Source organism: Mesorhizobium sp. M2A.F.Ca.ET.043.02.1.1 (genome assembly GCF_003952405.1).
Taxonomy (GTDB): domain Bacteria; phylum Pseudomonadota; class Alphaproteobacteria; order Rhizobiales; family Rhizobiaceae; genus Mesorhizobium.
The window spans coordinates 2,426,616-2,451,915 of record NZ_CP034445.1; the positions used below are offsets into that span (position 1 = coordinate 2,426,616).

Sequence of the window (25,300 nt, forward strand, 5' to 3'; positions counted from 1 at the left end):
TGGATTTTGGCACTTTCTGTTAGAGAATTTTACAGATGGATTATCTGCCGCTGAATGCGATCCGGGCCTTCGAGGCGACCGCTCGCCATCTCAGTTTCTCCGCGGCCGGCGAGGAACTGCATGTCACTCACCCTGCCATCAGTCACCAGATCAGACGGCTGGAGGAGTGGCTTGGCGTCGCATTGTTTCATCGCGACGCCCGCAAGGTGCGCCTGACGGAGGCCGGGCTGATCCTGCAGGCGTCCGCGAGCGCGGCGCTGGCGGAGCTGGGCGCGACCTGTCGCCGCATTCGCAGAAGCGCCGCCCAGGCATCGCTGTCGGTGGGTTGCATTCCCTCGATCGCCAGCCGCTGGCTGGTGCCGCGCCTGTCGGATTTCACGGCGCGCCATCCCGAGATCGCGATCCGTGTAGCCTACGCCAAGGCCGAGGATCGGCTCGAGGACGACCACGACATCCTGATCACGCTGGGCGCCGATCCCTCGCCGCATGTCACGAGCCTCAAGCTGTTTTCCCGCATAAGCCGACCCGCCTGCAGTCCGCACTATCTTGCGCGCAAGGGGCGGCTGGAAACAGCGGCGGCCATCGCGGCGGCGGACCTGTTGCATGACGAGACGCGCCAGGGCTGGCAGGAATGGTTTTCCAAGTCCGGGGTCGAAGAGCGCGATGTCGGGAGCGGCCCGGTTTTTGCCGATTTCAACATACTGGCGACGGCGGTCATTGCCGGCCACGGCGTGGCCTTGTGCCCGGTCGAGGTTTTTCGCGAGGAGCTCAGGCGCGGCGACCTCGTCGTCCTCTCCGATGTTTCGACCGACGACGACAAGGGTTATTTCCTGACCATGTCGGCGCAGCCCTCGTCTGCCGAGGCCAGGTTCGCCGAATGGTTCCGCGATCAGGTTTCGGTCAAGGCCGAGGCCTGACCGCAAGCCGGATGGATATTCCGGCTGACGGTCACGTCACGATGAAGCCGTGCGCGAACGGATCGCGGTCGTCGATGAAGATGGTGTTCAACCCCGTCATCCGTGCCCAGCCGCCGATCGAAGGGATGATCGCCGGCTTGCCGGCAACGCTGACCTCCTTTTCGACCCTGCCCTTGAACAGCGAGCCGATGATCGATTCGTGGACAAAACTGTCGCCTTCCTTGAGCTTGCCCTTGGCGTGGAGCTGCGCCATCCGCGCCGAGGTGCCGGTGCCGCAGGGCGAGCGGTCGATCGCCTTGTCGCCATAGAACACGGCGTTGCGCGCATCGGCCTCCGCGTTCCTCGGCTTGCCCGTCCATAGCATGTGCGACAGCCGGTTGATGCCGGGATTCTCCGGATGCACGAAGGAATATTTCTCGTTGAGACGCTGCCGCACCACCGGGCTCCAGGCGATGAGGTCGCCCGCCGTGTAGTCGGCCATGTCCCGGTAGTTCTTCTGCGGCTCGACGATGGCGTAGAAATTGCCACCATAGGCGACATCGACGCTGATCTCGCCGAGCACCGGGCATTCGACGGTCAGGCCTTCGGCATAGAGGAAGGAGGGCACGTTGGTGATGCGCACTTCCTCGACATATTCGCCGACCTGCTTGTATTCGGCGATGACGAGGCCGGCCGGCGTGTCGAGCCTGAGCACGCCCGGCGTCTTCGGCTTCACCAGCCCATGCTCGATTGCCATCGTGACCGTGCCGATCGTGCCGTGGCCGCACATCGGCAGGCAGCCCGACGTCTCGATGAACAGGATGGCGATATCACAATCATCGCGCGTCGGCGGATAGAGGATCGAGCCCGACATCACGTCATGGCCGCGCGGCTCGAACATCAGCCCGGTGCGGATCCAGTCATATTCGGCGAGGAAGTGCGCCCGCCGCTCCATCATTGTCGAGCCCTGGAGCAAAGGCCCGCCGCCAGCGACCAGACGCACCGGATTGCCGCAGGTGTGGCCGTCGATGCAGAAGAAGGATTTCTTAGCCATGGTTGCTCTCCTAGAGCAATTTCGGGAAAAGTGTGAAGCGGTTTTCCGTCCGGAATTGCGTCAAAACAAAGAGACTCAGAACCGTTGCGCACGGAAAGGGGTGAGGTCGAGCGGCGGAGTCTGCCCGAGGATGAGATCGCGGATCAAGCGGCCGGTGGCCGCCGATTGGGTCAGGCCAAGATGGCCGTGGCCGAAAGCATAATAGACATTTGGCGCGCGCGCCGCGCCGATCACCGGCAATGAGTCCGGCAGCGACGGGCGATAACCCATCCACTCGCGGCCGCCTGACGGGTCGAGCCCAGGCAGGAAACGCTTCGCCTTCTCCAGCATCGCCTTGGAACGGGCGAAGTTGGGCGGCCGGTCGATCCCGCCGAGCTCGACGGCGCCGCCGACGCGCAGGCCCGTTTGCAGCGGCGTGATGACGAAGCCGTGCCCGGAAAAGATCAGCTGCCGCTTCACGTCGAAAGCCGACGCCGGCAGCGTCGTGTTGTAGCCGCGCTCGGTTTCGAGCGGGATCCGCTCGCCGAGATTTTTCGCCAGCAGATGCGACCAGGCGCCGGCGGCGATCACAAGCTTGCTTGCCGTTCGCCTTGTGCCATCGGCCAGCACGATCGTCGGGCCGTTCGCGCCTGACTCCACGCGTTCGACCCGCGCATGCTCGAAACGGGCGCCAAGCTTTTCCGCATAGGTCCAGACCGCCTTGCCGAGCAGCTTCGGATCGGCGACCGTCTTCCAGCCCGGCACGAAGGTGCCCTTGACGAAGCGCGGCGAAAGACCAGGCTGCAGCGCCGCCATCTCTTCGCCCTCGACGTGGCGGAAGCCGATGCCGAAACGCTGCCGCTCGGCCCAGCCGCGCAGCGAGGCGCGGAACTCCGCCTCGCTCTCATAGAACTCCAGCGAGCCGTCCTCGCGCAGCATCGGCCGCGTGCCGGAGCGGTCGAGCAGGCCCATCCACTCGGCCTCGGCAAGCTTCATCATGCCGGCCTGCGTGGCGAGGCTCGTCTCGTAATGCTTCGCCGCGCCCGCCCGCCAGAAGCGGATCAGCCAAGGCAGAAGTTTCGGCAGATAGGCCGGCGGAATGGCCAACGGCCCGAGCGGATCGGCGAGCCATTTCGGCAATTGCCGGATCATCCCCTTATGCGCCAGCGGCAGCACGTCGGAGAAGGCGAAAGCGGCGGCATTGCCGGAACTCGTCTCCTCGCACACGCCGGTCCGGTCGAAGACGATGACGCTGCGCCCCGCTTCCGCGAGCAGGGTCGCGGCGCAGATGCCGATGATGCCGCCGCCGATAATGGCGATGTCTTCCGCTTCTCCCCGTGAACGGGAGGAAGATGCCCGAAGGGCGGATGACGGGCCGCCCCCCTCTTTGGAATTTTGCTGCACGTGAAAGGCTGTCCCTTATTCGGCCGCCACCAGCCTGTCAGTCGATCGAGGAGACGTCTGGAGCGACGGCAGCGTCGGCCGCACCGCCAGCGCGTCCCGGACGACCTTCTCGACCGCCTTGCGGCGTTCGCCCGACAGCGGCTGGCGCGGCATGCGCATGCGGTCATTCGTACCGATCGCCAGCACTTCGGCAAGCTTGATGTTTTGGACCAGATAGGTCGAGACATCGAGGTCGAGCAGGGGCCGGAACCAGCGGTAGATCGCCAGCGCCTCCTCGCGGCGGCCCTGCCGCATCAGCTGGTAGATCGCGACGGTCTCGCGCGGGAAGGCGGTGACCAGGCCGGCGACCCAGCCGATGGCGCCAACCGAGAGCGCCTCGAAGGCGAGATTGTCGACGCCGGTGAATAGGTCGTAGCGATCGCCGAAGCGATTGATGATCTCGGTCGATCGGCGGATGTCGTCGGACGATTCCTTGATGGCTACGAAGCGCTTGTCGGTCGCCAGCTCCTCCATCAGGTCGACGGTGACGTCGACGCGATAGGCGAGCCGGTTGGAATAGATCATCACTGGCAGGTCGCCGGCTTCCGCTACGGCACGAAGGGCGGCGACGGTCTCTTCCGGATTGGTGTGGTAGATCGGGCTCGGTACCACCATAAGGCCGTCGGCGCCTTCCCTGGCGGCGCGCTTCGCGATGCTCGCCGCCTCGCGGGTACCCGGCTCGTTGACGGTCAAGAGCACCGGCTTCTTGCCGGCGACCTTCTGCGCCGTCTTCAGCACTTCGATCTTCTCGTCAGGCGACAGCATCGGCCCTTCCCCCAGCGAACCGCAGACGATGATGCCGTCGCAGCCGGCCTCCATCTGCAGGGAGTAGCAGCGCTCCATCTCGGCATGGTCGAGGCGGTCGTCGGCGGTGAATTTGGTCGTGACCGCTGGGAAAACTCCGGTCCACATGGCAACTTCTCCTCTGATATATCAGTCGTATATCTATTAAGAATTGGCGTGTCAACGCTGAATCCGTTATGATATATGAAAAATATATCAGGAGCCTGCTATTGATCTCCCCGCTGATATCCGCTGATGCGAACGCCCCCTTCGAGCCGGCGGCGACCAAGGCCTATCGCGCGCTGGAGCACATGATCGTCACGCTCGAGCTGGCGCCGTCGAGCTTCGTCACCGAAGGCGCGCTGATCGATCGCCTGGGTCTCGGACGCACGCCGGTGCGAGAGGCGATCCAGCGGCTGGCCTGGGAAGGGCTTCTCGACATAAGACCCCGCGCCGGCATCGCAGTCGCGCCGCTTCACGCCGGCGACTGGCTGCGGGTGCTCGATGCCAGGCGCGGCATCGAGGTCGTGCTCGCCCGCTCGGCCGCTCGCTTCGTCACCCGCGAGGCCGCCGACCTGTTTCACGAGGCGGCGCTCGCGATGCAGAAGGCGGTGATCTCGGGCAACGTGCTTGCCTTCATCCAGGCCGACAAGGCGCTCGACGAAGCGCTGGCGATCGCCGCCGACAACCCCTTCGCGGCGCGAGTGGCCGCCCCCCTGCAGAGCCACAGCCGCCGCTTCTGGTTCCGCTACAAGGCCGACACCGGTCTTGCCGAATCAGCCGAGCACCACGTCGCGCTGATCCGCTCGATCCTCGACGGCGACGAGGAAGGCGCCGCCAAGGACGCCAAGAAACTGATGGCGCTGCTGCGCGGCCACGCCGAGGTCGCCGCGACGCGTTGAGCAGGACAGCACCTGCTCGAGGCGTCCTCAGCCGCCCGGCTGCCCGACCGCGGTCGCCAGCGTATCCTCCCATCCCTCGCCGGCTGCCAGGATGCAGCTCTGGCCTTTGACGTCGGTCATCAGGATGGTCCAGGTTCCGCTTGCCGAGACGAACACCTCGAAAATGGCGACTTGGCCGGCCACGCCATAGCCCAGCCGCTTCTCCTCGAACGCCTCCGCCAGCCTCGCGACCAGATAGTTGTGGCCGCCGCAGATGATTTGCGCCCGCGCCGGAACTGCCGATATCGCCATCAGGGCGCCAACGGCTACAAGCATGATCCATTTAAACGAAAAATCGCGTGCCATGGGGCACCTCCTTCGCCTTCGCATTCCGGCAAGGGAGGCACATTCGGCCGCCTCAGTGTGCCGGAAGGCTCCAGGCCGGATCAGACGTCTTCATCACGTCGCTCCTTCTGGTTTCCGGTCTGTCGTCGGGAGATCATCACTCCCTGGATTCGATATGGTGAAGCTCCGCCTCGTAAACAAGGCGCTCTATGAAGCGCTGGCCATCGCCGCCGACAACCCCTTCGCGGCGCGTGTCGCCGCGGCCAAGTCGCGGTGAGGCGATCGATCAGCCTTCGGCAGGCTCCTTCCGAGCCGCCCACTTCAACAGGGCATCGAGAGCCGGGCACAGCGCCTGACCCCAGTCGGTCAGACAGTATTCGACCTTCGGCGGCACCTGGTGATGGACGATGCGGCGCACGATGCCGTCGGCTTCCATCTGCCTGAGTTGCTGGATCAGCATCTTTTGCGAGATCGCGGGAATGGCCCGCTCGAGATCGGAGAAGCGCAGCACCTTGCCGCCGAACAGGTGAAACAGGATCACCAGCTTCCACCGGCCTTCGAGAATGCGCAGCACGTTCTCGACGCCGATCGCCCCGGACGAAGGCGTCAGAAGCTCGGGCTCACTTTCAGGTAAGTACCTTACTTTTTTGTCGGTTCTTGTCATTTCCACAGCATACCTCATCTTAACGGCCGAGCAAGCGCCACGCGCCTCGAACGGCGCCGGCAACACACACGGAGACAAGCCATGGCCATAGACCTTCCCAGGCCGCTGACGATCTATTTAGCCGCCAAGAACCGTCACGACATCGACGGCATGCTGCTCCCGTTCTCGACGGATGCCACGGTCCGGGACGAAGGCGAGGTACATCGCGGATCGGCCGCTATCCTGGCCTGGATGGAAAGGACTACGCGCAAATACCGGGTGACGGTCGAAGTCGCCGACGCGACGGCCAATGGCAACGCATGGCGGGTAGCGGGCATAGTCTCAGGCAATTACTGGGCGGCATCCCGATCGGCCGGCCGGCATGGCCGCGGGAGATCGCCGAGCTGGTCGCCTTCCTGGTTTCGGATCGCGCATCGGCGATCCACGGCGCCGAATATGTCATTGACGGCGGTACGATACCGACGGTCTGAGCGGCATCCCGCCGCCAGGCTCGCTGCGGCACAGCCTTCGTTCAGGCGCCCGGCATCGCCGCCCTGATCGTCGGGCTGTCCCAGCCCTCGCCGACCGAGAGAACGCAACTTTGCCCCTTGGTGTCGGAGGCAAGAACCGTCCAGCTGCCCTGATCGGAAACGAAGATCTCCAGCACGACGTTCGGATTGATCAGGCCGCGCCCGGCCTCGGTTTCGTGGAACTTGTCGCCCAGCGCCTTGATGATGTCGGCGCGGGCCGCGCATTGCGCCGCCGCGCTTGCCGGGGCGGCTCCAAGGGTGATCGCCGCCGTCGCCAACATTGCCGCCACAACAAATCGTGTCATCTGACACCTCCTCGCGCCAGACGAGAACCCCGGCTGCCACCGGCGCTGTTCGGTTGCCTGCACGCATGGCAGGAATACAGCCTAAGGCGGATACCGGTCTGTTGGTTCCATCACACGGCGATGGAATTTTGGAAGGCGCGGATACGCTCTCGACGTGCCGTTCTTGGAATAATGCCCTGGATTGGACATGGAACCGAGAAGCGAGAGGGTCGACGCAGCATAAAAAGAAAGCGCGGTTGGCGCCGCGCTTCATTGAAGTCTCTTAGAAGACCGTTCGGCTAGTTCATCGTCGGAATGACGAACTCCGCGCCGTCCTTGATGCCTGCCGCGCGCCGCAGCCGAAGGCGAGGACGCGCAATCAGGAAACCGTCCGCTCAGTTCATCGTTGGAATGACGAACTCCGCGCCGTCCTTGATGCCCGCCAGCGCGCCCGCAGCCGAAGGCGAGGACGCGCAAGCAGGAAACCGTCCGGCTAGTTCATCGTCGGGATGACGAACTCGGCGCCGTCCTTGATGCCGGACGGCCAGCGCGAGGTGACCGTCTTGGTCTTGGTGTAGAAGCGGAACGCGTCCGGGCCGTGCTGGTTGAGGTCGCCGAAGGAAGACGCCTTCCAGCCGCCGAACGTGTAATAGGCGATCGGAACCGGGATAGGCACATTGACGCCGACCATGCCGACCTGAACGCGGCTGGCGAAGTCACGCGCCGCGTCGCCATCGCGGGTGAAGATGGCAACGCCGTTGCCCATCTCGTGGTCGTTGGCGAGCTTGATGGCATCCTCGTAGCGCGGCGCGCGCACCACCGAGAGCACCGGCCCGAAAATTTCTTCCTTGTAGATGCGCATGTCGGCGGTGACGTTGTCGAACAGGCAGCCGCCCATATAGTAGCCGTTCTCATAGCCCTGCATCTTGAAGCCGCGGCCGTCGACGACGAGGTTGGCGCCTTCCTTGACGCCGATATCGACGTAACCCTTCACGCGCTCCAGCGCCTGGGCCGTCACCAGCGGGCCGAAATCGGCGGAAGAATCCGTCGAGGGGCCGACCTTCAGGCTTTCGACGCGCGGCACCAGCTTTTCCATGAGCCGGTTGGCGGTGTCGTTGCCAACCGGGACCGCCACCGAGATCGCCATGCAGCGCTCGCCGGCCGAGCCGTAGCCGGCGCCGATGAGCGCGTCGACCGTCTGGTCCATGTCGGCGTCGGGCATGATGATCATGTGGTTCTTGGCGCCGCCGAAGCACTGCACGCGTTTGCCCGATGCGGTGCCGCGCGAATAGATGTAGTGGGCGATCGGTGTCGAGCCGACGAAGCCGATGGCCTTGATGTCTGGATCGTCGAGGATGGCGTCGACCACTTCCTTGTCGCCGTTGACGACGTTGAGGACGCCCTCGGGCAGGCCGGCCTCGATGAAGAGCTCGGCGATACGCAGCGGCACGCCCGGGTCGCGCTCGGACGGCTTCAGGATGAAGGCGTTGCCGCAGGCGATGGCCGGCGCGATCTTCCACAACGGGATCATGGCCGGGAAGTTGAACGGGGTGATGCCGGCGACGACGCCGAGCGGCTGGCGCATCGAATAGACGTCGATGCCGGGGCCGGCGCCGTCGGTGTACTCGCCCTTCATCATGTGCGGCGCGCCGATGCAGACCTCGACCACTTCGAGGCCGCGCTGGATGTCGCCGCGCGCGTCGGCGATGGTCTTGCCGTGCTCGCGCGCCAGGATGTCGGCCAATTCGTCATAGTCGCGGGCGACCAGCTCGAGGAATTTCATCAGCACGCGCACGCGGCGCTGCGGGTTGGTGGCTGCCCACTTCGGCTGCGCCGCCTTGGCGTTCTCGACCGCGGCGCGCAATTCCGCCTGCGAGGCCAGCGCCACCGTGCCGCGCACGGAGCCGTCCATCGGCTGCATCACATCCTGCTTGCGGCCGCTGGTGCCGGCGACACGCTTGCCGCCGATGAAATGACCGTATTCGATCATGTTTCTCTCCCTGGATTTGGTGATGGTTCCATTGTCTGCCTTTGCGGCGGCGATGGCAACGCGAGGAAGATCGCAACCGTTGTGCGGAAAATAGACAGCGGCAGTGAAGTGTGCATTAATTGTCGCAAATGACAGCACCGCAAGATATCCGCGCAAGGACGACAGATTGAGTTCCTTCGCGCCCCCCTCTGTCCTGCCGGACATCTCCCCCACTTGGGGGGAGATCAGCAGCTTTGCCGCCGGCACCATCTCCTGCAACGCTGGTGATTGGCGAAAGCCGGCGCGGCATCCAATCTCCCCCCTCGTGGGGGAGATGTCCGGCAGGACAGAGGGGGGCGCGACAGAACGCGGCCTTGGTTGTTATCACCAGGACCACCCCCATGAACTGGGATGACGTCCGCATTTTCCTCGCCGTGGCGCGAGCCGGCCAGATCCTTGGCGCAGCGAAACGCCTGGAGCTCAACCACGCCACCGTCTCGCGCCGCATCGCCGCGCTCGAGGAGGCGCTTCGCACAAAGCTCTTCCGCCGCCTGACCACCGGCAGCGAGCTGACGCCGGCCGGCGAACGCTTCCTCGACATCGCCGAGCGCATGGAAGGAGATATGATCGCCGCGCGCTCGACCATTGCCGGCGAGGGCGACGACGTTTCGGGAACCGTGCGCATCGGCGCGCCCGACGGATTTGGCGTCGCCTTCCTGGCAAAGCGGCTGGGCGAACTGACCGCGCAGCACCGTGAGCTCACCATCCAGCTTGTGCCGGTGCCGCGCTCCTTCTCGCTGTCCAGGCGCGAAGCCGATATCGCGATCACCGTCGAGCGGCCGACAGAAGGCCGGCTGGTGGCTGGCAAGCTGGTCGATTACACGCTCGGCCTCTTCGCCTCCCGCGCCTATGCCGAGGCCAATGGCCTGCCCAAAACGCCGGCCGAGCTCGCCCGGCACACACTGATCGGCTATGTGCCGGACCTCATCGTCAGCCCTTCGCTCGACTATGCCGCCGAATTCAGCCCCGAATGGCGCACCAGCTTCGCCATCTCCTCGGCGCTCGGCCAGGCCGAAGCGGTGCGCTCCGGCGCCGGCATCGGCATCCTGCACACATTCGTCGCCCGTTCGATGCCGGAGCTGGTACCGGTCGACATCGTCGCGCCGATCCGCCGCGCCTACTGGCTGGTCTATCATGAATCGGTGCGACCGCTGCGCCGCGTCCAGCTCGTCGCCAACTTCATCACCAAGGCGGTGGAACGCGAACGCGGCCTGTTCGCCTAATCCGCGTCGAGCACGAACGAGCTCACGATCTTGTCGGCCTGATCCGCAAGCGGCGCCCATTTGCGCGTCGCCTCATCGGCGCTGTCGCCGGTGACCCCGCAATCGATGAAGCCGTAATGCGAGCTGCGCAACGTCAGCGCGATGCGGGAATGGCCGTAGAAGCTGACATTGTCATCGGCATAGTGGAAATCCATATCGGCGATCCGCACCGGATAGCCGTCCGCGAAATGCGCCAGCCTGTCCTGGCTGAAGCTGGCAGACTGATAGGCGACGCCGACCGTGGTCTGCCAGTTGCTCATCTGCCAGTCTTTCTCCATGAACGCCCTGACATCAGGCGGATTGTCCGGAGCGGTCGGATCGTAGGCATTTTGCGAAACCCTGCAGGTCAGGCCTTTTTCGCCGGATTTGAGCTTGAGCCGGATGGTGTTGTCAAAGGCGGTTTCACTCGCCCATTCCTCGGGATAGGTCAGCGAAAAGCCGTGTTCCCTATCATGAAAGGTCTTGTCCGCGGCAAGCGCCGCCGCGGCGCAGGCCAGATATGCGGTCGCCGCCACTGGAAAAAGACGCATTGCAAAGTCCCCTCGCTGCCGCCGATCTTATCACAGGCAGTTGGTCGTTGCCGCCTTGCCTGCGCCACAAATTCAGCCACTGTGGCACCTGCGCGCCTGGTCATGCCGTGACCGGGCGCCAAAGCAATTCTAGGAATTGCGTCAGAACAAAAAGATAGAGCGGTTCGCCGTTTCCGTGAAACGGTGAAACGGTGAAACGCTCTGGGGATAATCTTCGAAACGCCGGCGGGGAAATGCGAGCCGTTCTTGCCATTCTGCCGCTGCTTTTTCTGTCGGACTGCGCCAATCCCTGGGCGAAGGTTCCGGAGGCGGAGCTGCCGAAGCCGGTCCGCTATGCCATGTCGCGGCCCTCGCCTTTCGTCATCGGCAATTATTGCGGCCCGGGCACGCGCACCGGCGATCTGTCGGCAAGGCCCGTCGACCGCCTCGATGCCGCGTGCCGGGTCCATGACGCCTGCTACATTGCAAGACACAATCATTGCGACTGCGACGGCGAGCTGGTCGCTTCAGCGCGGAAAATTCGAGACGACAGGACGGCGCCGCGCAAGATGCGCAACGAGGCCGAACTTCTGATCGCCACCTTCGCCTTTCCCGTCTGCCGGATCTTTCCGCAAGGCTTCCTGCCGCCGCGCGACCCCGCCGAGCTCAAAGCCGTGAGCGGAGCAGCCGGATGAGCCTCGGGTCTGCCGTCGCCAAGGCATTGCTTGGACTGGCGCTGACGGTGCTGGCCGGCTGCGCCGGCATGCCCGGACATTCGGCCTGCGCCTTCTTTCCGGGCGACGACGCCTGCGACCGCCTGCCCGTCTCGGCGGACAGCACCGGCGCCGGGATCGCTACAGCGCATTATTTCGCCAGCGACGGCAACAGCGCCTACGAGAAACGGTTCCAGGCGCTGCTCGCCCAGAGCCGTCTCGATGCGCTCGACCGCGCCAACGGCACTGGCCGCTTCGGCCGCGACTGGCGCGATGTCCAGAACAGCGGCTTCCATGCGACCTATCCGGCGCTGCAAGGGTTAGCGAGGCCGCTCGACGACACGGAACTCGCGCCCACCCCAGGCAAGCCGGGCCAAGCCCATTTCGCGGGGCGCTGGCGCATGTCTCGCCAGACCCTCTATCTCGATGCCGCCGCGCGGCCCTCGGCGCCCAAGACCTTCAGCTTCTCCGGCCTGCAGGCGCGCTCGGTCGAGATCGTGCTGCGCCAGGCAGGCCAGCAGCCTGTCGACATCGGCGGCACCTGCAACGGCCGGCTCGCGATCCGCGCACCAGGCCGATCCATGACCGTCGCCGCGGCCGCGCCATTCCATTTGAGCCTCCCGGTCGCCGAAACCTCCGTCAGCCTGTTTCCGGACCAGGCACTGACCCGCTGCGATCTGCGCGTCGGCTCCGCCCTGGCGCCGGCGGGCGCGCCGCTGACCTTGCTGCGCGAGGAGACCGCCGATCCCTGGATCACGGCTCTGGACAGCCGCTACGACCGCTGCCCGGTGCCCGATCCGGCGGGGATGGAAGAACTCGACCGTGTCTTTTATGCGAGCCGCTGGCTGTCGCAGACCTGCGCGCTGCCGCTGGGATCGCCGACCCTGCTGCGCAAGTCGCGCGACGGCTTCAATGCCAAGGTCGAGGCCCTGCTCGGCAAGAGGCTGCCGGACAGCGCCTTCGACAAAGCCGACCCAGAGCTGCCGCTCGATTTCTCCCACGCCCCGAAACTCAGGCTGATCTATCTGTCGTCACTGGAATTCAAGGCGGATTTCTCCGGCCGCGTGATGGAGCGGCTGATCCGCCATCACGCAGCGCTCGGCACCAAGGTGCGCATCCTGGTGACCGACGTGCTCGAGCGGGAGAAGGACGACGCCATGCTCCACCGCCTGGCATCGGAGTTTCCCAATGTCGAATTGCAGGAATATCGCTGGCAGGCCGATCACGGCGCGCCGTTCGACGAGCAGATTTCACAGCTGCACAAGACCCATCACGTCAAGATGCTGGCGACGCTGGCCGAACAGCCCGGGCGCTCGCGCGTCATCATCGGCGGCCGCAACATCCATGACGGCTTCCTGTTCCATCGGCCGGTCGACCTGACCCGCTATCCGGACCTCGAGCAATACGGCAAGACCGACGGCTTCTCGCTGAATTACTATTCCAACTGGAGCGACTTCGATATGGAGATCGCCGACCCGGCGACGGTCGAGACGCTGGCCGCGCATCTGTCGACCATCTGGCTGCGCGACGCCGACACCAACCTGTCGCGGCCGTTCTCCATTCCGGTCCGTTCCCGGGCGGCCCCGCGCGGCGTGGCGCGGCATTTCATTTCCGTGCCCTATGAGGATGGGCACGCGCTGGAGGCCTATTTCGTCGAGCTGATCGACACCGCCGAGCATCGCATCGAGATCGTCAATCCCTACCTCAACCTGACGCCCGATATCGCCCGCGCCTTCGACGGGGCGCTGGCCAGGGGCGTGAAGATCGACGTCGTCGGCCGCATCGACCTCAAGGGCGATATCGGTGGCCGCTTCCTCACTGCGCTCAACAAGCTGTTCGTCGAGAAATATGGCGATCGCATCGACATCCGCGAGTTCAAGGCGCCCGACGTCGTGCTGCATTCCAAGATCATGATGATCGACGAAAGGCTGGTCGCCATCTCATCGGTCAACCTCAACAACCGCAGCTTCTTCCATGACTCGGAGAACGGCATGGTCGTGCTCGATCCGGCCTTCTACGCCAGGATGAAGCCGATCTACCAGGATTACGTTGCGCATTCACGGCCGGTCGCCACCAATGTCACGATCGGCTGGGCCTACCGCCTGCTGTTCAGCGACAATTGGGTCAGAGAGGCGTTCTGAGGGATTGAAGCGCGCCGTCTCGATTCCATACCGAGCAGCGCGCTTAAATAGGTTTCAGATACCGCTCCGGGCTCAGATCGCGCGCGTTGATCTCCGGGACCCGGTTGGACATGATGTCGGCCAGCACCTTGGCCGAGCCGCAGGCCATGGTCCAGCCGAGCGTGCCGTGGCCGGTGTTGAGATAGAGATTGGCGACCTCGCTCAGTCCGACCAAGGGCGGTCCGTCCGGCGTCATCGGCCGCAAGCCGCACCAGAAGCTCGCCGCCTTGAGATCGCCGCCGCCGGGGAAAAGATCGCCGACCGAGTGTTCGAGCGTGCGGCGGCGCGATTCATGCAGGCGAAGATCATAGCCCGAAATCTCCGCCGTACCGCCGACGCGGATGCGGTCGCCGAGCCGGGTGATCGCCACCTTGTAGGTCTCGTCCATCACGGTCGACACCGGCGCGGCCTCGGCATTGGTGATCGGCACGGTGATCGAATAGCCCTTGACCGGATAGACCGGAATGGGTCGTCCCAGCTTGCGCATGAATTGCGCCGAATAGCTGCCCAGCGCCATCACGAAGGCGTCGGCGGATTTCCATCCGCTGTCGGTGAGCACATTGGTGAGGCGGTTCCGGTTCCTGACGACTTTCCGGATGGTCGAGCCGTATTCGAAGGTCACGCCCCGCGCCACGCAGAGCTCAGCAAGCTTGTCGGTGAACATCTTGCAATCGCCGGTCTCGTCGCCCGGAAGCCTGAGGCCGCCGACGAGTTTGTCGCGCACGGCGGCGAGCGCCGGTTCGGCGGCGACACAGCCGTCGCGGTCGAGGATCTCGTAGGGCACGCCGTATTTCTTCAGCACCTCGACGTCGCCGCCGGTGCCGTCGAGCTGCTTCTGCTTGCGGAAGAGCTGCAGCGTGCCTTTGGCCCGTTCGTCGTAGGTGATGCCGGTCGCCTCGCGCAGTGCCTTCAGCGTGTCGCGACTGTATTCGGCAAGCGGCACCATGCGCGACTTGTTGAGCGCATAGCGCTCGGCCGTGCAGTTGCGCAGCATCTTCAGCAGCCAGGTCCACATATTCGGGTCGAACGCCGGCCGCACCACCAGCGGGCCGTATTTCGTCAACAGCCATTTGACGGCTTTGATCGGAACGCCCGGCCCGGCCCAGGGCGAGGCATAGCCCGGCGACACTTCGCCGGCATTGGCGAAGCTGGTTTCGAGCGCCGGCCCCGGCTGGCGATCGTAGACGGTCACTTCATGACCGGCCTCGGTGAGGAAGTAGGCGGTGGTGACCCCGATCACGCCGCCGCCCAGCACGATGACTTTCATTCTATCTCCCTCAAGGGCCGTGCACGCGGAGGCGCTGTGGCTCGTTCATCTGTGTGCCGGATTTTGCGGCGCCCGCCAAGGGGCGCGGTCAGGCGCCGACGTAGCGGCGGTGGAAGCGCGTGCCCAGGCTGGTCAGTATCTCGTAGCCGATGGTGCCGGCGTGGCCGGCCGCGTCGTCGACGCTTTGCGAGGGGCCGATGAGCTCGACGAGGTCGCCCTCGCCGAGCCTGCCTGCCGGAAGCGCCGAAATGTCGAGGATGATCGAATCCATCGACACGCGCCCGACGAAGGGCAAACGCACGCCCTCGAACCAGGCGGCCGAGGCGGCGCGCCGGTGCCAGCCGTCGCCATAGCCCAGCGAAATGGTCGCCAGCCTGAGCGGCCCGTCCGCCTGGTGGGTGTGGCCATAGCCGATGCCTGTGCCGGCGCCGATCTCACGCGTTTGCGCCACCTTGGCTTCCAGCCTTATCACCGGCAGCATCGGATTGGCTTCGTGGGGTGTCGGGTTGACGCCGTAGAGCGCGGCTCCGGGACGGGCGAGATCGTAATGATAGGCAGGTCCGAGAAAGATGCCCGACGAGTTGGCCAGGGAGGCGGGCGCCGCGGGCAGCATCTTGCGCAATCGGTCGAATTCGTGCCGCTGCTTCTCGTTGGCCGCCTGTTGGGGCTCGTCGGCGCGGGCGAGATGGCTCATCACGAAACGGATGTCGATGCCGTCGAAGGCGCCGGCCTCGCCCGCGACCGCCTCGACGTCCGTCGGCGCCATGCCGAGCCGGGCCATGCCGCTATCGACCTGGATGGCGGCAGGCAGGCTCCGGCCCGCGCTCCGCGCGGCCTGGCGCCAGGCCTTCAGCTGGACGGCGCTGTTGACGACCGGGCAAAGTCCGGCCGCTTGCGCTTCCGGTTCCGAACCCGGAGGCAGTCCGTTCAGCACGAAGATGTCAGGTCCGGGCCCGATCGCGTTGCGCAGCGCGATGCCCTCGTCGGGCAGCGCGACGAAGAAGATGTCGCAGCCCTCTTTCGCCAGCGCCGAGGCCACTTGGGCGGCGCCAAGTCCATAGCCGTCTGCCTTGAGCACGCCGGCGCAGCGAACGCCGCCCAGCCGCGCCTTCAACCGGCGATAGTTTTCCCGGATGGCGCCAAGATCGATCGTCAGGATCGCGCCGGCGGCCGCCTCGCTGACCGTCGAACCATTGGCAGCGACTGTTTGCAGCGAAGTCACTTCGGCATCACTCATCAAGGCAATCGTCGCAGGCGGTTTGCAATTGTTGCGGCGACGCACGACTTTGGACGCTGGCGCCGCCCCTCACCTGCCTGCCGGCATCCTCTCCCCGTATAGTGACGGGGAGAGGGGCGCTGTCGCCGCCGATTTCGCCAATCACCAACGTCGCAAGAAGCGCGCCGAGGCTGCGGCCAGCCCCTTCTCCCCGTCACCATACGGGGAGAAGTGCCCGGCAGGGCGATGAGGGGCAGCGCCGACGCTCCGCTAAAGTGCGCTTGCCGCGCGTGGTTCATGTTTGCCTCTTTGCCTGCGGCGCATCCGCATTAACAAAGCATGATCTCGACTACGGTGCCAACCTCTTCGCTTGCCGAACGTAGTTGGAAGCAAGCCTGCCACGTCTAGCGAGTCAAATGCTGGAACGCTGCCACCACCTGCTCATAAACCTTGCGCTTGAACGGCACGATCAGCTCGGGCAGCTCGCGCATCGGCCGCCAGGCCCATTCGTCGAATTCGGCCGTGTGGCCGCCGGGCGGCGGATTGATCGCGATCTCACTCTCATCGCCCTCGAAGCGGTAGGCGAACCATTTCTGCGTCTGGCCGCGATAGCGGCCCTTGAAGGCGACGCCGACCAGATGCGGCGGCAGGTCGTAATTGATCCAGCGCGGCGCCTCGGCAAGCAGCGACACGCTGCGCATGCCGGTTTCCTCATAGAGCTCGCGGCCCGCGGCCTCGATCGGCTCCTCGCCCTTGTCGATGCCGCCTTGCGGCATCTGCCAGAGCTGCGTGGTGCCTGCGAACTCGCTGTCCGGCTCGGCGATGCGGTGTCCGACCCAGACCAGGCCGGCTCTGTTGAGGATCATCAGCCCGACGCAGGGACGGTAAGGCAGCGTTTCGGGATCGATCGTCTTGGCCATGGGTCAGCGTTCCAGGATTGAATGCAGCGAGGCGGGTAGCGTTAGCCCTTTTGCGGATCTATGGCCACAGCCGAGATCGGCACGATCTCGATGCCGCGCTTCTTCGCCTCAGCGATCCAGGACGTCACAGTGTCGACGGTGATGTCGAAGGCCGAACCGATGCCGACTGCGCTGCCCTTGGCCCGCGCCGTGGCTTCGAGGCTGTCCAGCTTCTTGAGGATTTCGCCGCGGTCCTGCACGGCGTCGATCGCCATGTCGCCGGCGACGAACGGCATGCCGTCCTTCAGCGCCAGGTCAGGCGCGACGCTGCGCGAAGACGAGCCGTCATCGATATAGGCAAGGCCGCGCTTGCCGAGCTCAGCCATGAAAGGCTCCATCGCCGAGGCATCGGCCGAGAAGCGCGCCCCCATATAGTTCATGACCCCGGTATAGTTCGTGGTCCTGGACAGCGCCCAATGCAGGCTCTTCAGGTTTTCGTCCGCGCTGGCCGACACCGTCAGCGTGTTGCGGCCGGGATTGACGTTGGGATAATCGAACGGCTCGAGCGGCACCTGCATGACGATCTCATGCCCGCTCTGCCTGGCCGCCTGCATCCAGCGGCCGATGCTGTTGCCTTGCGGCGCAAAGGCCAGCGTCACCTCGGCCGGCAGCTTGGCGATCGCGGCCTGCGTGCCGGTCTGCGAGACGGCGAGCCCGCCGATCACGATCGCCACCCGTGCGCCGCGCGCGCCCGACCACGGCCGGGCATAGACGTCGAAGGGCCGCCTGCCATCGGCGGAGCGCATCGGCAGCGGACCGGTCTCGCTGGCCTCGATCAGCGCCCCGTCCGGGATATGCGCGACCTTGAGGTTCTGGCCGAGCGTCGACGGATCGCGGATGACGATCGCCGCTTTCGGCGGACTGTCGCCTTCCTCGGTCTGGACGTGGATGATCTGCGGCCCGCCGCTCTTCATCGGGGTGCTGGCCTGCGGCGTCGCGGCCGCAACCGGAGCCGGTGCGGCAGGCGGCGCGGGTGTGGTGGGGGCCGCGACAACCTTCGGCGTGGAAACCGCCACGTCTTGCGGTTTACGGAACGGCTTGTCGCGCAACGCGATCGCGCCGGAAACGCCGATCACGGCAAGCACGGCCAGCACAGCGGCAAGCGTGCCGCCGCTGATGCCGCGAGAAGCACGCCGCTTGGGCTGGAGCTTCTGTCCAAGCGGGCGTTCGATATCCTTGCCGATGTCTGCCAAGTTAAGTTCCCAACACGCCCGTGAATGTCACGTTAAACGTGAAATCCTGCGCAATCCTCGGCGCGATACCCCAGACGCGTGGCGCCCCAGCCGCGGTCCCCGAATCAAACTGCCGGGACCTCGCGGTCCCGGCAGCATCGCATTGCTTCGCTTGGCGGGCCAGAGCCTTGCTCCGGCCGTGACGGCCTTACTGGTTCAGCACGGCCTTGTCAGGGTTCGGAGGGAAGGCCGGATCGGTCTTCTCGCCGCGCAGCAGCTGCTCGGCATAGATCAGCTGCAGATCGTCCTTCGGATCTGGCGGCACATAGGCGGCCGAGCCAGAGCCGGTCGAGCTCTCGTCGGCGCCCTTGATGTGGCCCTTGAGGTCGGATTCGCCACGAGTCAGGTCGCGGCCCTGCAGATCCGGCGGCAGCGGCTGGTCGACCTTTATGTCGGGCGTGATGCCCTTGCCCTGGATCGACTTGCCCGACGGCGTGTAATAGAGCGCGGTCGTCAGCCGGAGCGCGCCATTCTCGCCGAGCGGGATGATGGTCTGCACCGAGCCCTTGCCGAAGGATTGCGTGCCGACCACCGTGACGCGGCGCAGATCCTGCAGCGCGCCGGCGACGATTTCCGAGGCGCTTGCCGAACCGCCATTGACCAGCACGATCATCGGCTTGCCGTTGATGTCGTCGACCTGTTTCGGCTTGGCGTCGAAGCGGGTGACGTCCTTCGGATCGCGGCCGCGCGTCGAAACGATCTCGCCGCGCTTGAGGAATGCGTCCGACACGCTCACCGCCTGGTCGAGCAGGCCGCCCGGGTTGAGGCGCAGGTCGAGCACATAGCCCTTCAGCTTGTCGTTCGGCACCTGCTTCTTGATGTTCTCGATGGCGTTCTCGAGATCGTCATAGGTCTTTTCGGTGAAGGAGGTGATCTTCATGTAGCCGATGTCGTTCTCGACCCGGTACTTCACCGCCTTGACCTTGATGATGTCGCGCACCACCGTCAGCTCGATCGGCTTGTCGGCACCCTGGCGCAGGATGGTGAGCTTGATCGGCGTGTTGACCGGCCCGCGCATCTTCTCGACCGCGTCATTGAGGGTCAGGCCGCGAACCTCTTCGCCGTCGATCTTGGCGATATAGTCGCCGGCAAGCACGCCCGCCTTGGCGGCCGGCGTATCGTCGATCGGCGTGATCACCTTGACCAGGTCGTTCTCCATGGTGACCTCGATGCCGAGGCCGCCGAACTCGCCCTTGGTCTGCACGCGCATGTCCTGCGCCTGCTCGGCATTCATGTAGGAGGAGTGCGGGTCAAGCGAGGCCAGCATGCCGTTGATGGCATTCTCGACCAGCGATTTGTCGTCCGGCGGCGTCACATAATTCGCGCGCACGCGCTCGAAGATGTCGCCGAAGATCGCCAGCTGCTTGTAGGTTTCCGAACCCGCAGCATTCGCCGCCGAACCCGGTGTGCCGTAGACCAGGCTCATTGCCGATGCGCCCATCAGCGCGCCGGCAAACAGAAGCGACAGTTTCCGCATCATTTCACGTCCTTCCAGAGAATCGATCCGCCCACCATGGGGCCGGATCGACGGGTTTTCCATCCTTGCGGAACTCGACATAGAGTTCCGACGCCGAATTTTCATTCCGCGAGGCCGAGGTGCTTGCCACCCGGGCCTCTCCCATCGCGCCGATCGGCTCTCCTGCGAGCACCGACTGTCCGGTCGCGACGCTGATTCTGCTCATCCCCGCCAGGACGACATGATACCCATCGCCCGCATTGAGGATCAAGAGTTGACCGTAGCTGCGAAACGGCCCCGCATAAAGCACGTTTCCATCCGCCGGTGCGGTGACGATGGCCCCCGATTGTGTCGCAACCATGTCGCCCTGCATCGCCGCGCCATTGCCATCGTCGGTGCCGAAACGCCGCTTGATCTTGCCGATGACCGGCAGCGCGATCTGGCCTTGCAAGGCCGAAAACGGCGCCGACCCCGTGAGGCGGTTGGCCTCCGGCACCGGCAACGCGGCGAGCTCGGTCGTCGAGGCCATCGTGTCGCTGTCGGTCGATTTCCGCTCGCCCGCCTTGGCCTGGTCCTGCGCCTTGTCGGCTTCGAGCGAAGCGATCAGGTCCTTGAGGCTGCTCGCCTTCGCCGCCAGCTCCTGCGAGTGCCGTTGCTCGGCCGCCATCGCGGTCTGGGTATCGGCCTGCAGCTTCTTCTTGGCCTCGAGCAGCATGGTGAGCCGCTTCTTCTCCGCCGTCTGGTCCGTGACGGCGGCGGTGAGCCGCGCCCGTTCCGCCTCGATCGAGGCCGTCACCCGCGTCTGCTCCTTGAGATCGGCCATCAGCCGGTCGGTCTGCTGGCGCAGTTCCGGCACCACGGCGCCGAGCAGGATGGCGCTGCGCACCGACGACAGCGCGTCTTCCGGCTTGACCAGGATCGCCGGCGGCGGATTGAGCCCCATGCGCTGCAGCGCGCCGAGCACTTCGGCCAGCACGTCGCGCCGCGCCATGAGTGAAGCGCGCAGCTTCTGTTCCTCGTCCTTCAGCCCTTCGAGCTTGGCGCCGATGTCCTCGATGTCCTGGCCAAGCTTCTGCTCCGTCATAGCCGACTGAATCAGCGCCGCGGTGATCGAGGCATAATCCTTGCGCACCGAGGCGATGTCGGCGGCGAGCTTGGCCAGCCGCTCCGATGACAGCGTGATCTCCTTGGAGACCTGCTCGTATTCGGTCCGGCTCTGATCGGGATCCGGCGCCGCGTCCAGCGTGTTCTCGGTCGCCCGGACCGGCCCGAGCGCGACCACGGCGGCGACAAGGGTCAAGCCGCAGCGGCTGCGCCAGGCGCGTATGATCGGGTACCAGCCTTCAGACATCAGGCCCCTAACCTATCCGCCGCTTCGTTAACGAACCATCAACCATGTTGGAAGCGCCCTACTCCAGCAGTGATGTTCAGCCTTTGAGGCGAAAATCCGAGCCGGGATAAGCAATCCCCAGCTTTTGGAGATGGCAAGCGCCATTCACGACCGATGATAGGGATGACCCGCCAGGATCGTCCCGATCCGGTAGAGCTGCTCGCCCAGCATCACGCGCACCAACTGATGCGGCCAGGTCAGCGCGCCGAACGACAGCACCAGGTCCGCCTGCTCGCGTAAGGATTTGTCATGGCCATCGGCGCCGCCAATGGCGACGACCAGCGACTTGCGGCCGCCGTCGCGCAACTGGCCGATGCGGGCGGCAAGGTCCTCCGACGAAAGCGACTTGCCGCGCTCATCAAGCAGGATGAGGACGGTTCCGGCCTGCAACAGGCCCTGAAGCTTCTGGGCTTCCTCGCGGCGGCGCTCGTCGGCGCTCTGTCCGCGGCTTTCGGGGACCTCGACAATGCCGGCAAATTCCAGCCCGACCGCGGGCCCGCTCTTGGCGAAGCGCTCGAAATAGCGGTCGGCGAGTTCTCTCTCGGGGCCGGTCTTCATCCGGCCCACGGCATGAACGGTGATCTTCATCCTCGCCCCGGCGAGCTTGTCTCAGCGCATACCGTGATGGTTCACGGCACGCGGATCAAGGCTCAGTGCAAGGTCTCTTCCTCGAGGTCCGGCGCCTGCCACATCTTTTCGAGATTGTAGAATTCGCGGACTTCGGGGCGGAAGACATGGACGATGATGTCGCCCGAATCGATCAGGACCCAGTCGGCGCTGGCCAACCCCTCGACGCGCGCATTGCCGAGACCGGCATCTTTCAGCGCCTTGAGGAGATGATCGGCGACAGCCGAGACATGACGGTGCGATCGGCCCGAGGCGATGACCATATAGTCGCCGAGGCTCGATTTTCCCTGGATGTCGATTGAGACGATGTTTTCGGCCTTGGAGTCTTCCAGACTGGCAAGGACTGTGTCGATGGCGAGGCTAGCGGCGGCGTTGCCGCTGATCCCGGCCGGCGAAGGCATGATATCAGCCTTCTTCCGCAGTGCTGTTCTCAGTGTGTTTCCTTTCCCAACAAGAACAACCAAATCACCATGCAAATCAGGTGACACCACTTAGATAGGCAGAGTTCCATTGCAGTTTCAAGACGACGGCCGCTTTTGCTCGGCCGCGCCTGGTCCGGACCGCTGTTTTAGCAGTGCCTGAAAAGCGGGAACTGATCCGGAATGCGCGGGTTATCGGCGCACCGACCAACGGGATCCCCGCCATGCCCACCGACCCGCAAAGCGCCCTCATCACCATCCAGGCCGGGCTCGCGCAGCTCAGCACCTTGATCGTTTCCTATTCCTTCTCGGCCATCGGCGCCGTGATCCTGCTGGTTCTCGGCTACCTCGTCGCCGGGCTTGCCGAACGGTCGATCTATGCCGGCCTCGGCCACATCCACGGCTTCGACGAGACCTTGCGGCATTTCTTCTCCCAGGTCGTGCGCTACGCTATCCTGATCCTTGTCGTCATCATGGTGCTTGGCCAGTTCGGCGTGCAGACGGCCTCCATCATCGCCGCGATCGGCGCCGCCGGCCTGGCCATCGGACTGGCATTACAGGGCACGCTGCAGAACATCGCCGCCGGCATCATGCTTCTGGCGCTCAGGCCCTTCCGCATCGGCGAGAATGTCGAGGTCGGCGCGATTGCGGGCACTGTCGAGGAGATCGGCCTCTTCGCCACCAAGCTGCGCACCGCCGAGGGCGTCTACATACTGGCGCCCAATTCGACTTTGTGGAACCAGCCGGTGCGCAACTTCACCCGCAACGGCGTGCGCCGCACAGACGTGACCTTGAGCATCGGTTCGTGGAACGATATCGACCGCGGGCAGAAGACGCTGCTTGCCATCGCCGGCGCCGAAAGGCGCATCCGGCGCGAACCGCCTCCGATCGCCTTCATCGCCAGTGTCGGCGACGCGACGGTTTCGCTCACCTTGCGCTACTGGACATCGGCCGCCGACTATTTCTCGACACAGATCGACATGACCAAGCGCGCCAAGCAGGCCTTCGACAGGGAAGGCATCTCGATCCCGCTGCCGCCGCCGGAAGTGCCGGCGCCGGAAGCGCGCAAGCAGTAGCGGCTCAATCCTGGCGGGGCTTATCGTCCGGCGCGAAGGCGAGTTCCACCGGCAGCGGCGTCTGCGCCGACATCGGCGCGAAACTGCCGCTTGTGGCCGCGGGTGTCGGCCGGCCCGCCGCCACGCGCCACAGCACGAACAGGCAGAAGGCCGACGCAATCACGATCCCGACATAGATGAAGGTCGCGGTGCCGAAGACGGCGGAAAGCGCCGTCACGATGCCGGGCACGATGAAGCCGGCCAGCGACCAGGCAAACAGCATCGAGCTCGACAGCGCCAGAAGCTCGTCCTTGGCGGCCCGGTCGGCGGCATGCGCGCTGGACAGCGCGTAGATCGATTCCGACGCCCCGTCCCAGATCAGATAGATCACCACCAGCGCCACCAGCGCGCCGCCGTCGAAGACGATGGCCAAGGTGCTGGCGACGACCGCCAGCGCCGCCGCCCCGGCCAGCACGTAGCGCCGGTCGGTGCGGTCCGAAATCCAGCCGAGCGGAATCTGCAGGATCAGCGTGCCGACCGGCATGGCCGACAACAGCAGCGCCACATCGGCCTGGTTGTAGCCCTTGGCGGTGGCGTGGATCGGCGCGAAGCCGGAAACGATCATCGACAGGCCGCCAACCGCCAGCATGCCGGCGACGCCGACCGGCGAGATGCGCCAGGCGCGGCGCAGCGCGACCGACGCCGCCTGCGGCGCCGGCGGCTGCGCAAGCCTGGTCATGCCGACCGGCAGGATGGAGAGCGCGGTGAAGGTGATGCCGATCAGCGACGCGGCGGCCGAGTGGATGTCGACCAAGGCGAGCGTCGCGTAACCCACGCCCAGCCCGGCAATATAAGCGACATAGAACACTGCCATCACCCGGCCGCGGATCGAATTCGGCAAGGCATCGTTCAGCCAGCTCTGCGCGACGATGAACAGCCCGCAGATGGCGAAGCCGTAAAGCGCCCGCGCGGCGATCCACAAAAGCGGGATCGGCCCGGCGCCGATCGCCGCGTTGGAAAGCGCGATCAGCGCCGAAAGCACCATGAAGGCGCGGGCGTGGCCGACGCGCCGCACCAGCGGCCCGGTCAGGATGCAGCCGGCCAGTCCGCCCGCCGAAAGCCCGGTGACGATCAGCCCGGCCCAGGTCGGGTCGAAGCCATCGGCGCCGAGCCGCACCGGGATGTAGGCGAACATCAGCCCATTGCCGATCGCGATCAGCGCCATCGACACGATGACGCTGGCAATCGCGATCAGCGGCGCCGGTTGTTCGGCGCGGACGGCGTCGGTCGTGGTGGGGGTTTTCTCCAGCATCGCTTGTCAGCATCGCTTACCGGAGAGCTAAGGGCCGCCGCAAAAGCGACATCGCACGCCTCCCTCCCCCCTTGTGGGGGAAGGTGGATTGCCGCGAAGCGGCAAGACGGATGAGGGTGTTCCAGCGCAGCGATACGCCGGCGTTTATGGCTTTGGACGGGCGCGTTGGCCAAGCTGGAGCACCCCTCATCCGTCTCGGCGCTACGCGCCGATCCACCTTCTCCCACAAGGGGAGAAGGAGGGCGCTCAGCCCTTCGCGGCCTTGCGGATCGCCGTGGAGGACAGCGACGAGCGCGGCCCGTGGATGAAGGTCCAGGCCGGCGCCTGCATGCGGGCAAGCAGCGGCGCGTCGCCCTCGTCGATGCGGGCATAGTCGAAGGTCTTGGCGACGACCGACGACAGGAAGGAGAGCGTCGCGCCCGGGCGATCGATGACCGCGATCGGGAAGGTCAGCACGATCTCGCGCCAGCGCTGCCAGCGGTGGAAATCCCGCAACGAGTCCGCGCCCATGATCCAGACGAAATCGACACCCGGATTGCGCGCCTTGACCAGAGCCAGCGTGTCGGCGGTATAGCGCACATGCTGCGCTGCCTCGAAGGCGGTGACCTTCATCCTGGGATTCCTGGCGATTTTTTCGGAGAGCTCGATGCGCTCGGCGAGCGGCGCGAGTTCCCGCGCGCTTTTCAGCGGATTGCCAGGCGTCACCATCCACCACAGCTGGTCGAGCGCCAGCCTTCTCAGCGCGATCTCGGCGACCAGCGCATGGCCGGCATGCGGCGGATTGAACGATCCGCCGAACAGCCCGACCGTCAGGCCCCTGGCGGCGTGCGGCATGC

At 65.3% G+C, this 25,300-nt stretch carries 24 protein-coding genes and 2 pseudogenes; 8 read left to right on the top strand and 18 right to left on the bottom strand.

Features of this window, described 5'->3' with window-relative positions; all coding sequences use genetic code 11:
• Window positions 1-35 precede the first annotated feature (35 nt).
• Window positions 36-917 (top strand): LysR substrate-binding domain-containing protein, encoded by an 882-nt coding sequence (locus EJ068_RS11605; protein ID WP_127249638.1) that lies wholly within the window; start codon window positions 36-38, stop codon window positions 915-917.
• Window positions 918-948: 31 nt separating this feature from the next.
• Here EJ068_RS11605 and EJ068_RS11610 read toward each other — a convergent pair whose 3' ends face one another.
• The 3 genes from EJ068_RS11610 to EJ068_RS11620 form a co-directional block, all read right to left on the bottom strand.
• On the bottom strand, window positions 949-1,950 hold the full coding sequence (locus EJ068_RS11610) for a 4-hydroxyproline epimerase (protein ID WP_127249639.1): 1,002 nt from the start codon (window positions 1,948-1,950) through the stop codon (window positions 949-951).
• 75 nt (window positions 1,951-2,025) lie between these two features.
• Window positions 2,026-3,249, bottom strand: a complete 1,224-nt coding sequence (locus EJ068_RS11615) for an FAD-binding oxidoreductase (RefSeq protein ID WP_127249654.1) — start codon at window positions 3,247-3,249, stop codon at window positions 2,026-2,028.
• 99 nt (window positions 3,250-3,348) lie between these two features.
• Complete coding sequence (locus tag EJ068_RS11620; protein ID WP_127249640.1) at window positions 3,349-4,284, bottom strand: dihydrodipicolinate synthase family protein; 936 nt, start codon at window positions 4,282-4,284, stop codon at window positions 3,349-3,351.
• Window positions 4,285-4,352: 68 nt separating this feature from the next.
• Between EJ068_RS11620 and EJ068_RS11625 the strand changes: the two genes are divergently transcribed.
• Entirely contained in the window at window positions 4,353-5,057 is a 705-nt protein-coding gene (locus tag EJ068_RS11625) for a GntR family transcriptional regulator (RefSeq protein WP_245463402.1), read from the top strand.
• A gap of 27 nt (window positions 5,058-5,084) precedes the next feature.
• On the opposite strand, the gene EJ068_RS11630 is transcribed toward EJ068_RS11625, so the two are convergent.
• Together EJ068_RS11630 and EJ068_RS11635 are read right to left on the bottom strand one after the other, a co-directional pair.
• Window positions 5,085-5,402 carry a hypothetical protein gene (locus EJ068_RS11630; protein ID WP_127249641.1) on the bottom strand — a complete coding sequence of 106 codons (318 nt, stop codon included), beginning with the start codon at window positions 5,400-5,402 and terminating at the stop codon, window positions 5,085-5,087.
• Between the two features lie 265 nt (window positions 5,403-5,667).
• Window positions 5,668-6,045 carry a winged helix-turn-helix transcriptional regulator gene (locus tag EJ068_RS11635; RefSeq protein WP_127249642.1) on the bottom strand — a complete coding sequence of 126 codons (378 nt, stop codon included), beginning with the start codon at window positions 6,043-6,045 and terminating at the stop codon, window positions 5,668-5,670.
• A gap of 150 nt (window positions 6,046-6,195) precedes the next feature.
• Between EJ068_RS11635 and EJ068_RS33820 the strand changes: the two are divergent.
• A pseudogene (locus EJ068_RS33820) lies at window positions 6,196-6,390 on the top strand (nuclear transport factor 2 family protein); the annotation flags it as partial.
• Window positions 6,378-6,515 (top strand): annotated as a pseudogene (locus EJ068_RS33825) (SDR family oxidoreductase); the annotation flags it as partial. The pseudogenes EJ068_RS33820 and EJ068_RS33825, both read left to right, overlap by 13 nt.
• A 41-nt stretch (window positions 6,516-6,556) precedes the next feature.
• Here the strand turns inward: EJ068_RS33825 and EJ068_RS11650 are convergent.
• Together EJ068_RS11650 and EJ068_RS11655 are read right to left on the bottom strand one after the other, a co-directional pair.
• Window positions 6,557-6,859, bottom strand: a complete 303-nt coding sequence (locus EJ068_RS11650) for a hypothetical protein (protein WP_126080706.1) — start codon at window positions 6,857-6,859, stop codon at window positions 6,557-6,559.
• A 472-nt stretch (window positions 6,860-7,331) separates the two neighbouring features.
• Window positions 7,332-8,828 carry a CoA-acylating methylmalonate-semialdehyde dehydrogenase gene (locus EJ068_RS11655; RefSeq protein ID WP_127249643.1) on the bottom strand — a complete coding sequence of 499 codons (1,497 nt, stop codon included), beginning with the start codon at window positions 8,826-8,828 and terminating at the stop codon, window positions 7,332-7,334.
• A 380-nt stretch (window positions 8,829-9,208) separates the two neighbouring features.
• On the opposite strand from EJ068_RS11655, the gene EJ068_RS11665 reads away from it, so the two are divergent.
• On the top strand, window positions 9,209-10,090 hold the full coding sequence (locus EJ068_RS11665; RefSeq protein ID WP_127249644.1) for a LysR family transcriptional regulator: 882 nt from the start codon (window positions 9,209-9,211) through the stop codon (window positions 10,088-10,090).
• On the opposite strand, the gene EJ068_RS11670 is transcribed toward EJ068_RS11665, so the two are convergent.
• Complete coding sequence (locus tag EJ068_RS11670) at window positions 10,087-10,659, bottom strand: hypothetical protein (protein ID WP_128314703.1); 573 nt, start codon at window positions 10,657-10,659, stop codon at window positions 10,087-10,089. The genes EJ068_RS11665 and EJ068_RS11670 overlap by 4 nt on opposite strands.
• A 233-nt stretch (window positions 10,660-10,892) precedes the next feature.
• On the opposite strand from EJ068_RS11670, the gene EJ068_RS11675 reads away from it, so the two are divergent.
• Entirely contained in the window at window positions 10,893-11,333 is a 441-nt protein-coding gene (locus EJ068_RS11675; protein WP_127249646.1) for a hypothetical protein, read from the top strand.
• Window positions 11,330-13,492: a phosphatidylserine/phosphatidylglycerophosphate/cardiolipin synthase family protein gene (locus tag EJ068_RS11680; protein WP_127249647.1), complete on the top strand. Its 2,163-nt coding sequence runs from the start codon at window positions 11,330-11,332 to the stop codon at window positions 13,490-13,492. Before EJ068_RS11675 ends, EJ068_RS11680 begins: the two co-directional genes overlap by 4 nt.
• 43 nt (window positions 13,493-13,535) lie before the next feature.
• Here EJ068_RS11680 and EJ068_RS11685 read toward each other — a convergent pair whose 3' ends face one another.
• The 8 genes from EJ068_RS11685 to rsfS all read right to left on the bottom strand — a co-directional run bounded on the left by EJ068_RS11685 (window position 13,536) and on the right by rsfS (window position 22,079).
• Entirely contained in the window at window positions 13,536-14,798 is a 1,263-nt protein-coding gene (locus tag EJ068_RS11685; protein WP_127249648.1) for a D-amino acid dehydrogenase, read from the bottom strand.
• 88 nt (window positions 14,799-14,886) lie between these two features.
• Window positions 14,887-16,035: an alanine racemase gene (gene alr / locus EJ068_RS11690; RefSeq protein ID WP_127386117.1), complete on the bottom strand. Its 1,149-nt coding sequence runs from the start codon at window positions 16,033-16,035 to the stop codon at window positions 14,887-14,889.
• A 383-nt stretch (window positions 16,036-16,418) separates the two neighbouring features.
• Window positions 16,419-16,934, bottom strand: coding sequence for an RNA pyrophosphohydrolase (locus tag EJ068_RS11700; RefSeq protein WP_127253374.1), 516 nt, complete (start codon window positions 16,932-16,934; stop codon window positions 16,419-16,421).
• Window positions 16,935-16,975: 41 nt separating this feature from the next.
• On the bottom strand, window positions 16,976-18,166 hold the full coding sequence (locus EJ068_RS11705) for a divergent polysaccharide deacetylase family protein (RefSeq protein WP_127253373.1): 1,191 nt from the start codon (window positions 18,164-18,166) through the stop codon (window positions 16,976-16,978).
• Between the two features lie 187 nt (window positions 18,167-18,353).
• Complete coding sequence (locus EJ068_RS11710; RefSeq protein ID WP_042645671.1) at window positions 18,354-19,685, bottom strand: S41 family peptidase; 1,332 nt, start codon at window positions 19,683-19,685, stop codon at window positions 18,354-18,356.
• Between the two features lies 1 nt (window position 19,686).
• Window positions 19,687-21,012, bottom strand: a complete 1,326-nt coding sequence (locus EJ068_RS11715) for a murein hydrolase activator EnvC (RefSeq protein WP_127253372.1) — start codon at window positions 21,010-21,012, stop codon at window positions 19,687-19,689.
• 144 nt (window positions 21,013-21,156) lie between these two features.
• Window positions 21,157-21,639, bottom strand: a complete 483-nt coding sequence (gene rlmH, locus EJ068_RS11720; protein WP_126080695.1) for a 23S rRNA (pseudouridine(1915)-N(3))-methyltransferase RlmH — start codon at window positions 21,637-21,639, stop codon at window positions 21,157-21,159.
• Window positions 21,640-21,701: 62 nt separating this feature from the next.
• Window positions 21,702-22,079, bottom strand: coding sequence for a ribosome silencing factor (gene rsfS / locus EJ068_RS11725; RefSeq protein WP_126080694.1), 378 nt, complete (start codon window positions 22,077-22,079; stop codon window positions 21,702-21,704).
• 242 nt (window positions 22,080-22,321) lie between these two features.
• On the opposite strand from rsfS, the gene EJ068_RS11730 reads away from it, so the two are divergent.
• Complete coding sequence (locus EJ068_RS11730) at window positions 22,322-23,173, top strand: mechanosensitive ion channel family protein (protein ID WP_127253371.1); 852 nt, start codon at window positions 22,322-22,324, stop codon at window positions 23,171-23,173.
• Between the two features lie 4 nt (window positions 23,174-23,177).
• Here the strand turns inward: EJ068_RS11730 and EJ068_RS11735 are convergent, their stop codons facing one another.
• Together EJ068_RS11735 and EJ068_RS11740 are read right to left on the bottom strand one after the other, a co-directional pair.
• A complete protein-coding gene (locus EJ068_RS11735; RefSeq protein WP_129554538.1) occupies window positions 23,178-24,464 on the bottom strand; it encodes an MFS transporter in 1,287 nt (428 codons plus the stop codon).
• Window positions 24,465-24,710: 246 nt separating this feature from the next.
• Entirely contained in the window at window positions 24,711-25,298 is a 588-nt protein-coding gene (locus tag EJ068_RS11740; protein ID WP_127249849.1) for a nicotinate-nucleotide adenylyltransferase, read from the bottom strand.
• Between the last annotated feature and the right edge of the window lie 2 nt (window positions 25,299-25,300).

Excerpts from the sequence above, each read along its gene's own strand:
- EJ068_RS11665 (WP_127249644.1), top strand. The coding sequence starts at position 9,209 with ATGAACTGGGATGACGTCCGCATTTTCCTCGCCGTGGCGCGAGCCGGC.
- EJ068_RS11650 (WP_126080706.1), bottom strand. The coding sequence starts at position 6,859 with ATGACACGATTTGTTGTGGCGGCAATGTTGGCGACGGCGGCGATCACC.
- EJ068_RS11715 (WP_127253372.1), bottom strand. The coding sequence starts at position 21,012 with ATGTCTGAAGGCTGGTACCCGATCATACGCGCCTGGCGCAGCCGCTGC.
- EJ068_RS11735 (WP_129554538.1), bottom strand. The coding sequence starts at position 24,464 with ATGCTGGAGAAAACCCCCACCACGACCGACGCCGTCCGCGCCGAACAA.
- EJ068_RS11700 (WP_127253374.1), bottom strand. The coding sequence starts at position 16,934 with ATGGCCAAGACGATCGATCCCGAAACGCTGCCTTACCGTCCCTGCGTC.
- EJ068_RS11605 (WP_127249638.1), top strand. The coding sequence starts at position 36 with ATGGATTATCTGCCGCTGAATGCGATCCGGGCCTTCGAGGCGACCGCT.
- EJ068_RS11610 (WP_127249639.1), bottom strand. The coding sequence starts at position 1,950 with ATGGCTAAGAAATCCTTCTTCTGCATCGACGGCCACACCTGCGGCAAT.
- EJ068_RS11685 (WP_127249648.1), bottom strand. The coding sequence starts at position 14,798 with ATGAAAGTCATCGTGCTGGGCGGCGGCGTGATCGGGGTCACCACCGCC.
- EJ068_RS11655 (WP_127249643.1), bottom strand. The coding sequence starts at position 8,828 with ATGATCGAATACGGTCATTTCATCGGCGGCAAGCGTGTCGCCGGCACC.
- EJ068_RS11625 (WP_245463402.1), top strand. The coding sequence starts at position 4,353 with ATGATATATGAAAAATATATCAGGAGCCTGCTATTGATCTCCCCGCTG.
- EJ068_RS11680 (WP_127249647.1), top strand. The coding sequence starts at position 11,330 with ATGAGCCTCGGGTCTGCCGTCGCCAAGGCATTGCTTGGACTGGCGCTG.
- EJ068_RS11670 (WP_128314703.1), bottom strand. The coding sequence starts at position 10,659 with ATGCGTCTTTTTCCAGTGGCGGCGACCGCATATCTGGCCTGCGCCGCG.
- EJ068_RS11710 (WP_042645671.1), bottom strand. The coding sequence starts at position 19,685 with ATGATGCGGAAACTGTCGCTTCTGTTTGCCGGCGCGCTGATGGGCGCA.
- EJ068_RS11630 (WP_127249641.1), bottom strand. The coding sequence starts at position 5,402 with ATGGCACGCGATTTTTCGTTTAAATGGATCATGCTTGTAGCCGTTGGC.
- EJ068_RS11675 (WP_127249646.1), top strand. The coding sequence starts at position 10,893 with ATGCGAGCCGTTCTTGCCATTCTGCCGCTGCTTTTTCTGTCGGACTGC.
- EJ068_RS11730 (WP_127253371.1), top strand. The coding sequence starts at position 22,322 with ATGCCCACCGACCCGCAAAGCGCCCTCATCACCATCCAGGCCGGGCTC.
- EJ068_RS11740 (WP_127249849.1), bottom strand. The coding sequence starts at position 25,298 with ATGCCGCACGCCGCCAGGGGCCTGACGGTCGGGCTGTTCGGCGGATCG.
- EJ068_RS11620 (WP_127249640.1), bottom strand. The coding sequence starts at position 4,284 with ATGTGGACCGGAGTTTTCCCAGCGGTCACGACCAAATTCACCGCCGAC.
- alr (WP_127386117.1), bottom strand. The coding sequence starts at position 16,035 with ATGAGTGATGCCGAAGTGACTTCGCTGCAAACAGTCGCTGCCAATGGT.
- rsfS (WP_126080694.1), bottom strand. The coding sequence starts at position 22,079 with ATGCCTTCGCCGGCCGGGATCAGCGGCAACGCCGCCGCTAGCCTCGCC.
- EJ068_RS11635 (WP_127249642.1), bottom strand. The coding sequence starts at position 6,045 with ATGACAAGAACCGACAAAAAAGTAAGGTACTTACCTGAAAGTGAGCCC.
- rlmH (WP_126080695.1), bottom strand. The coding sequence starts at position 21,639 with ATGAAGATCACCGTTCATGCCGTGGGCCGGATGAAGACCGGCCCCGAG.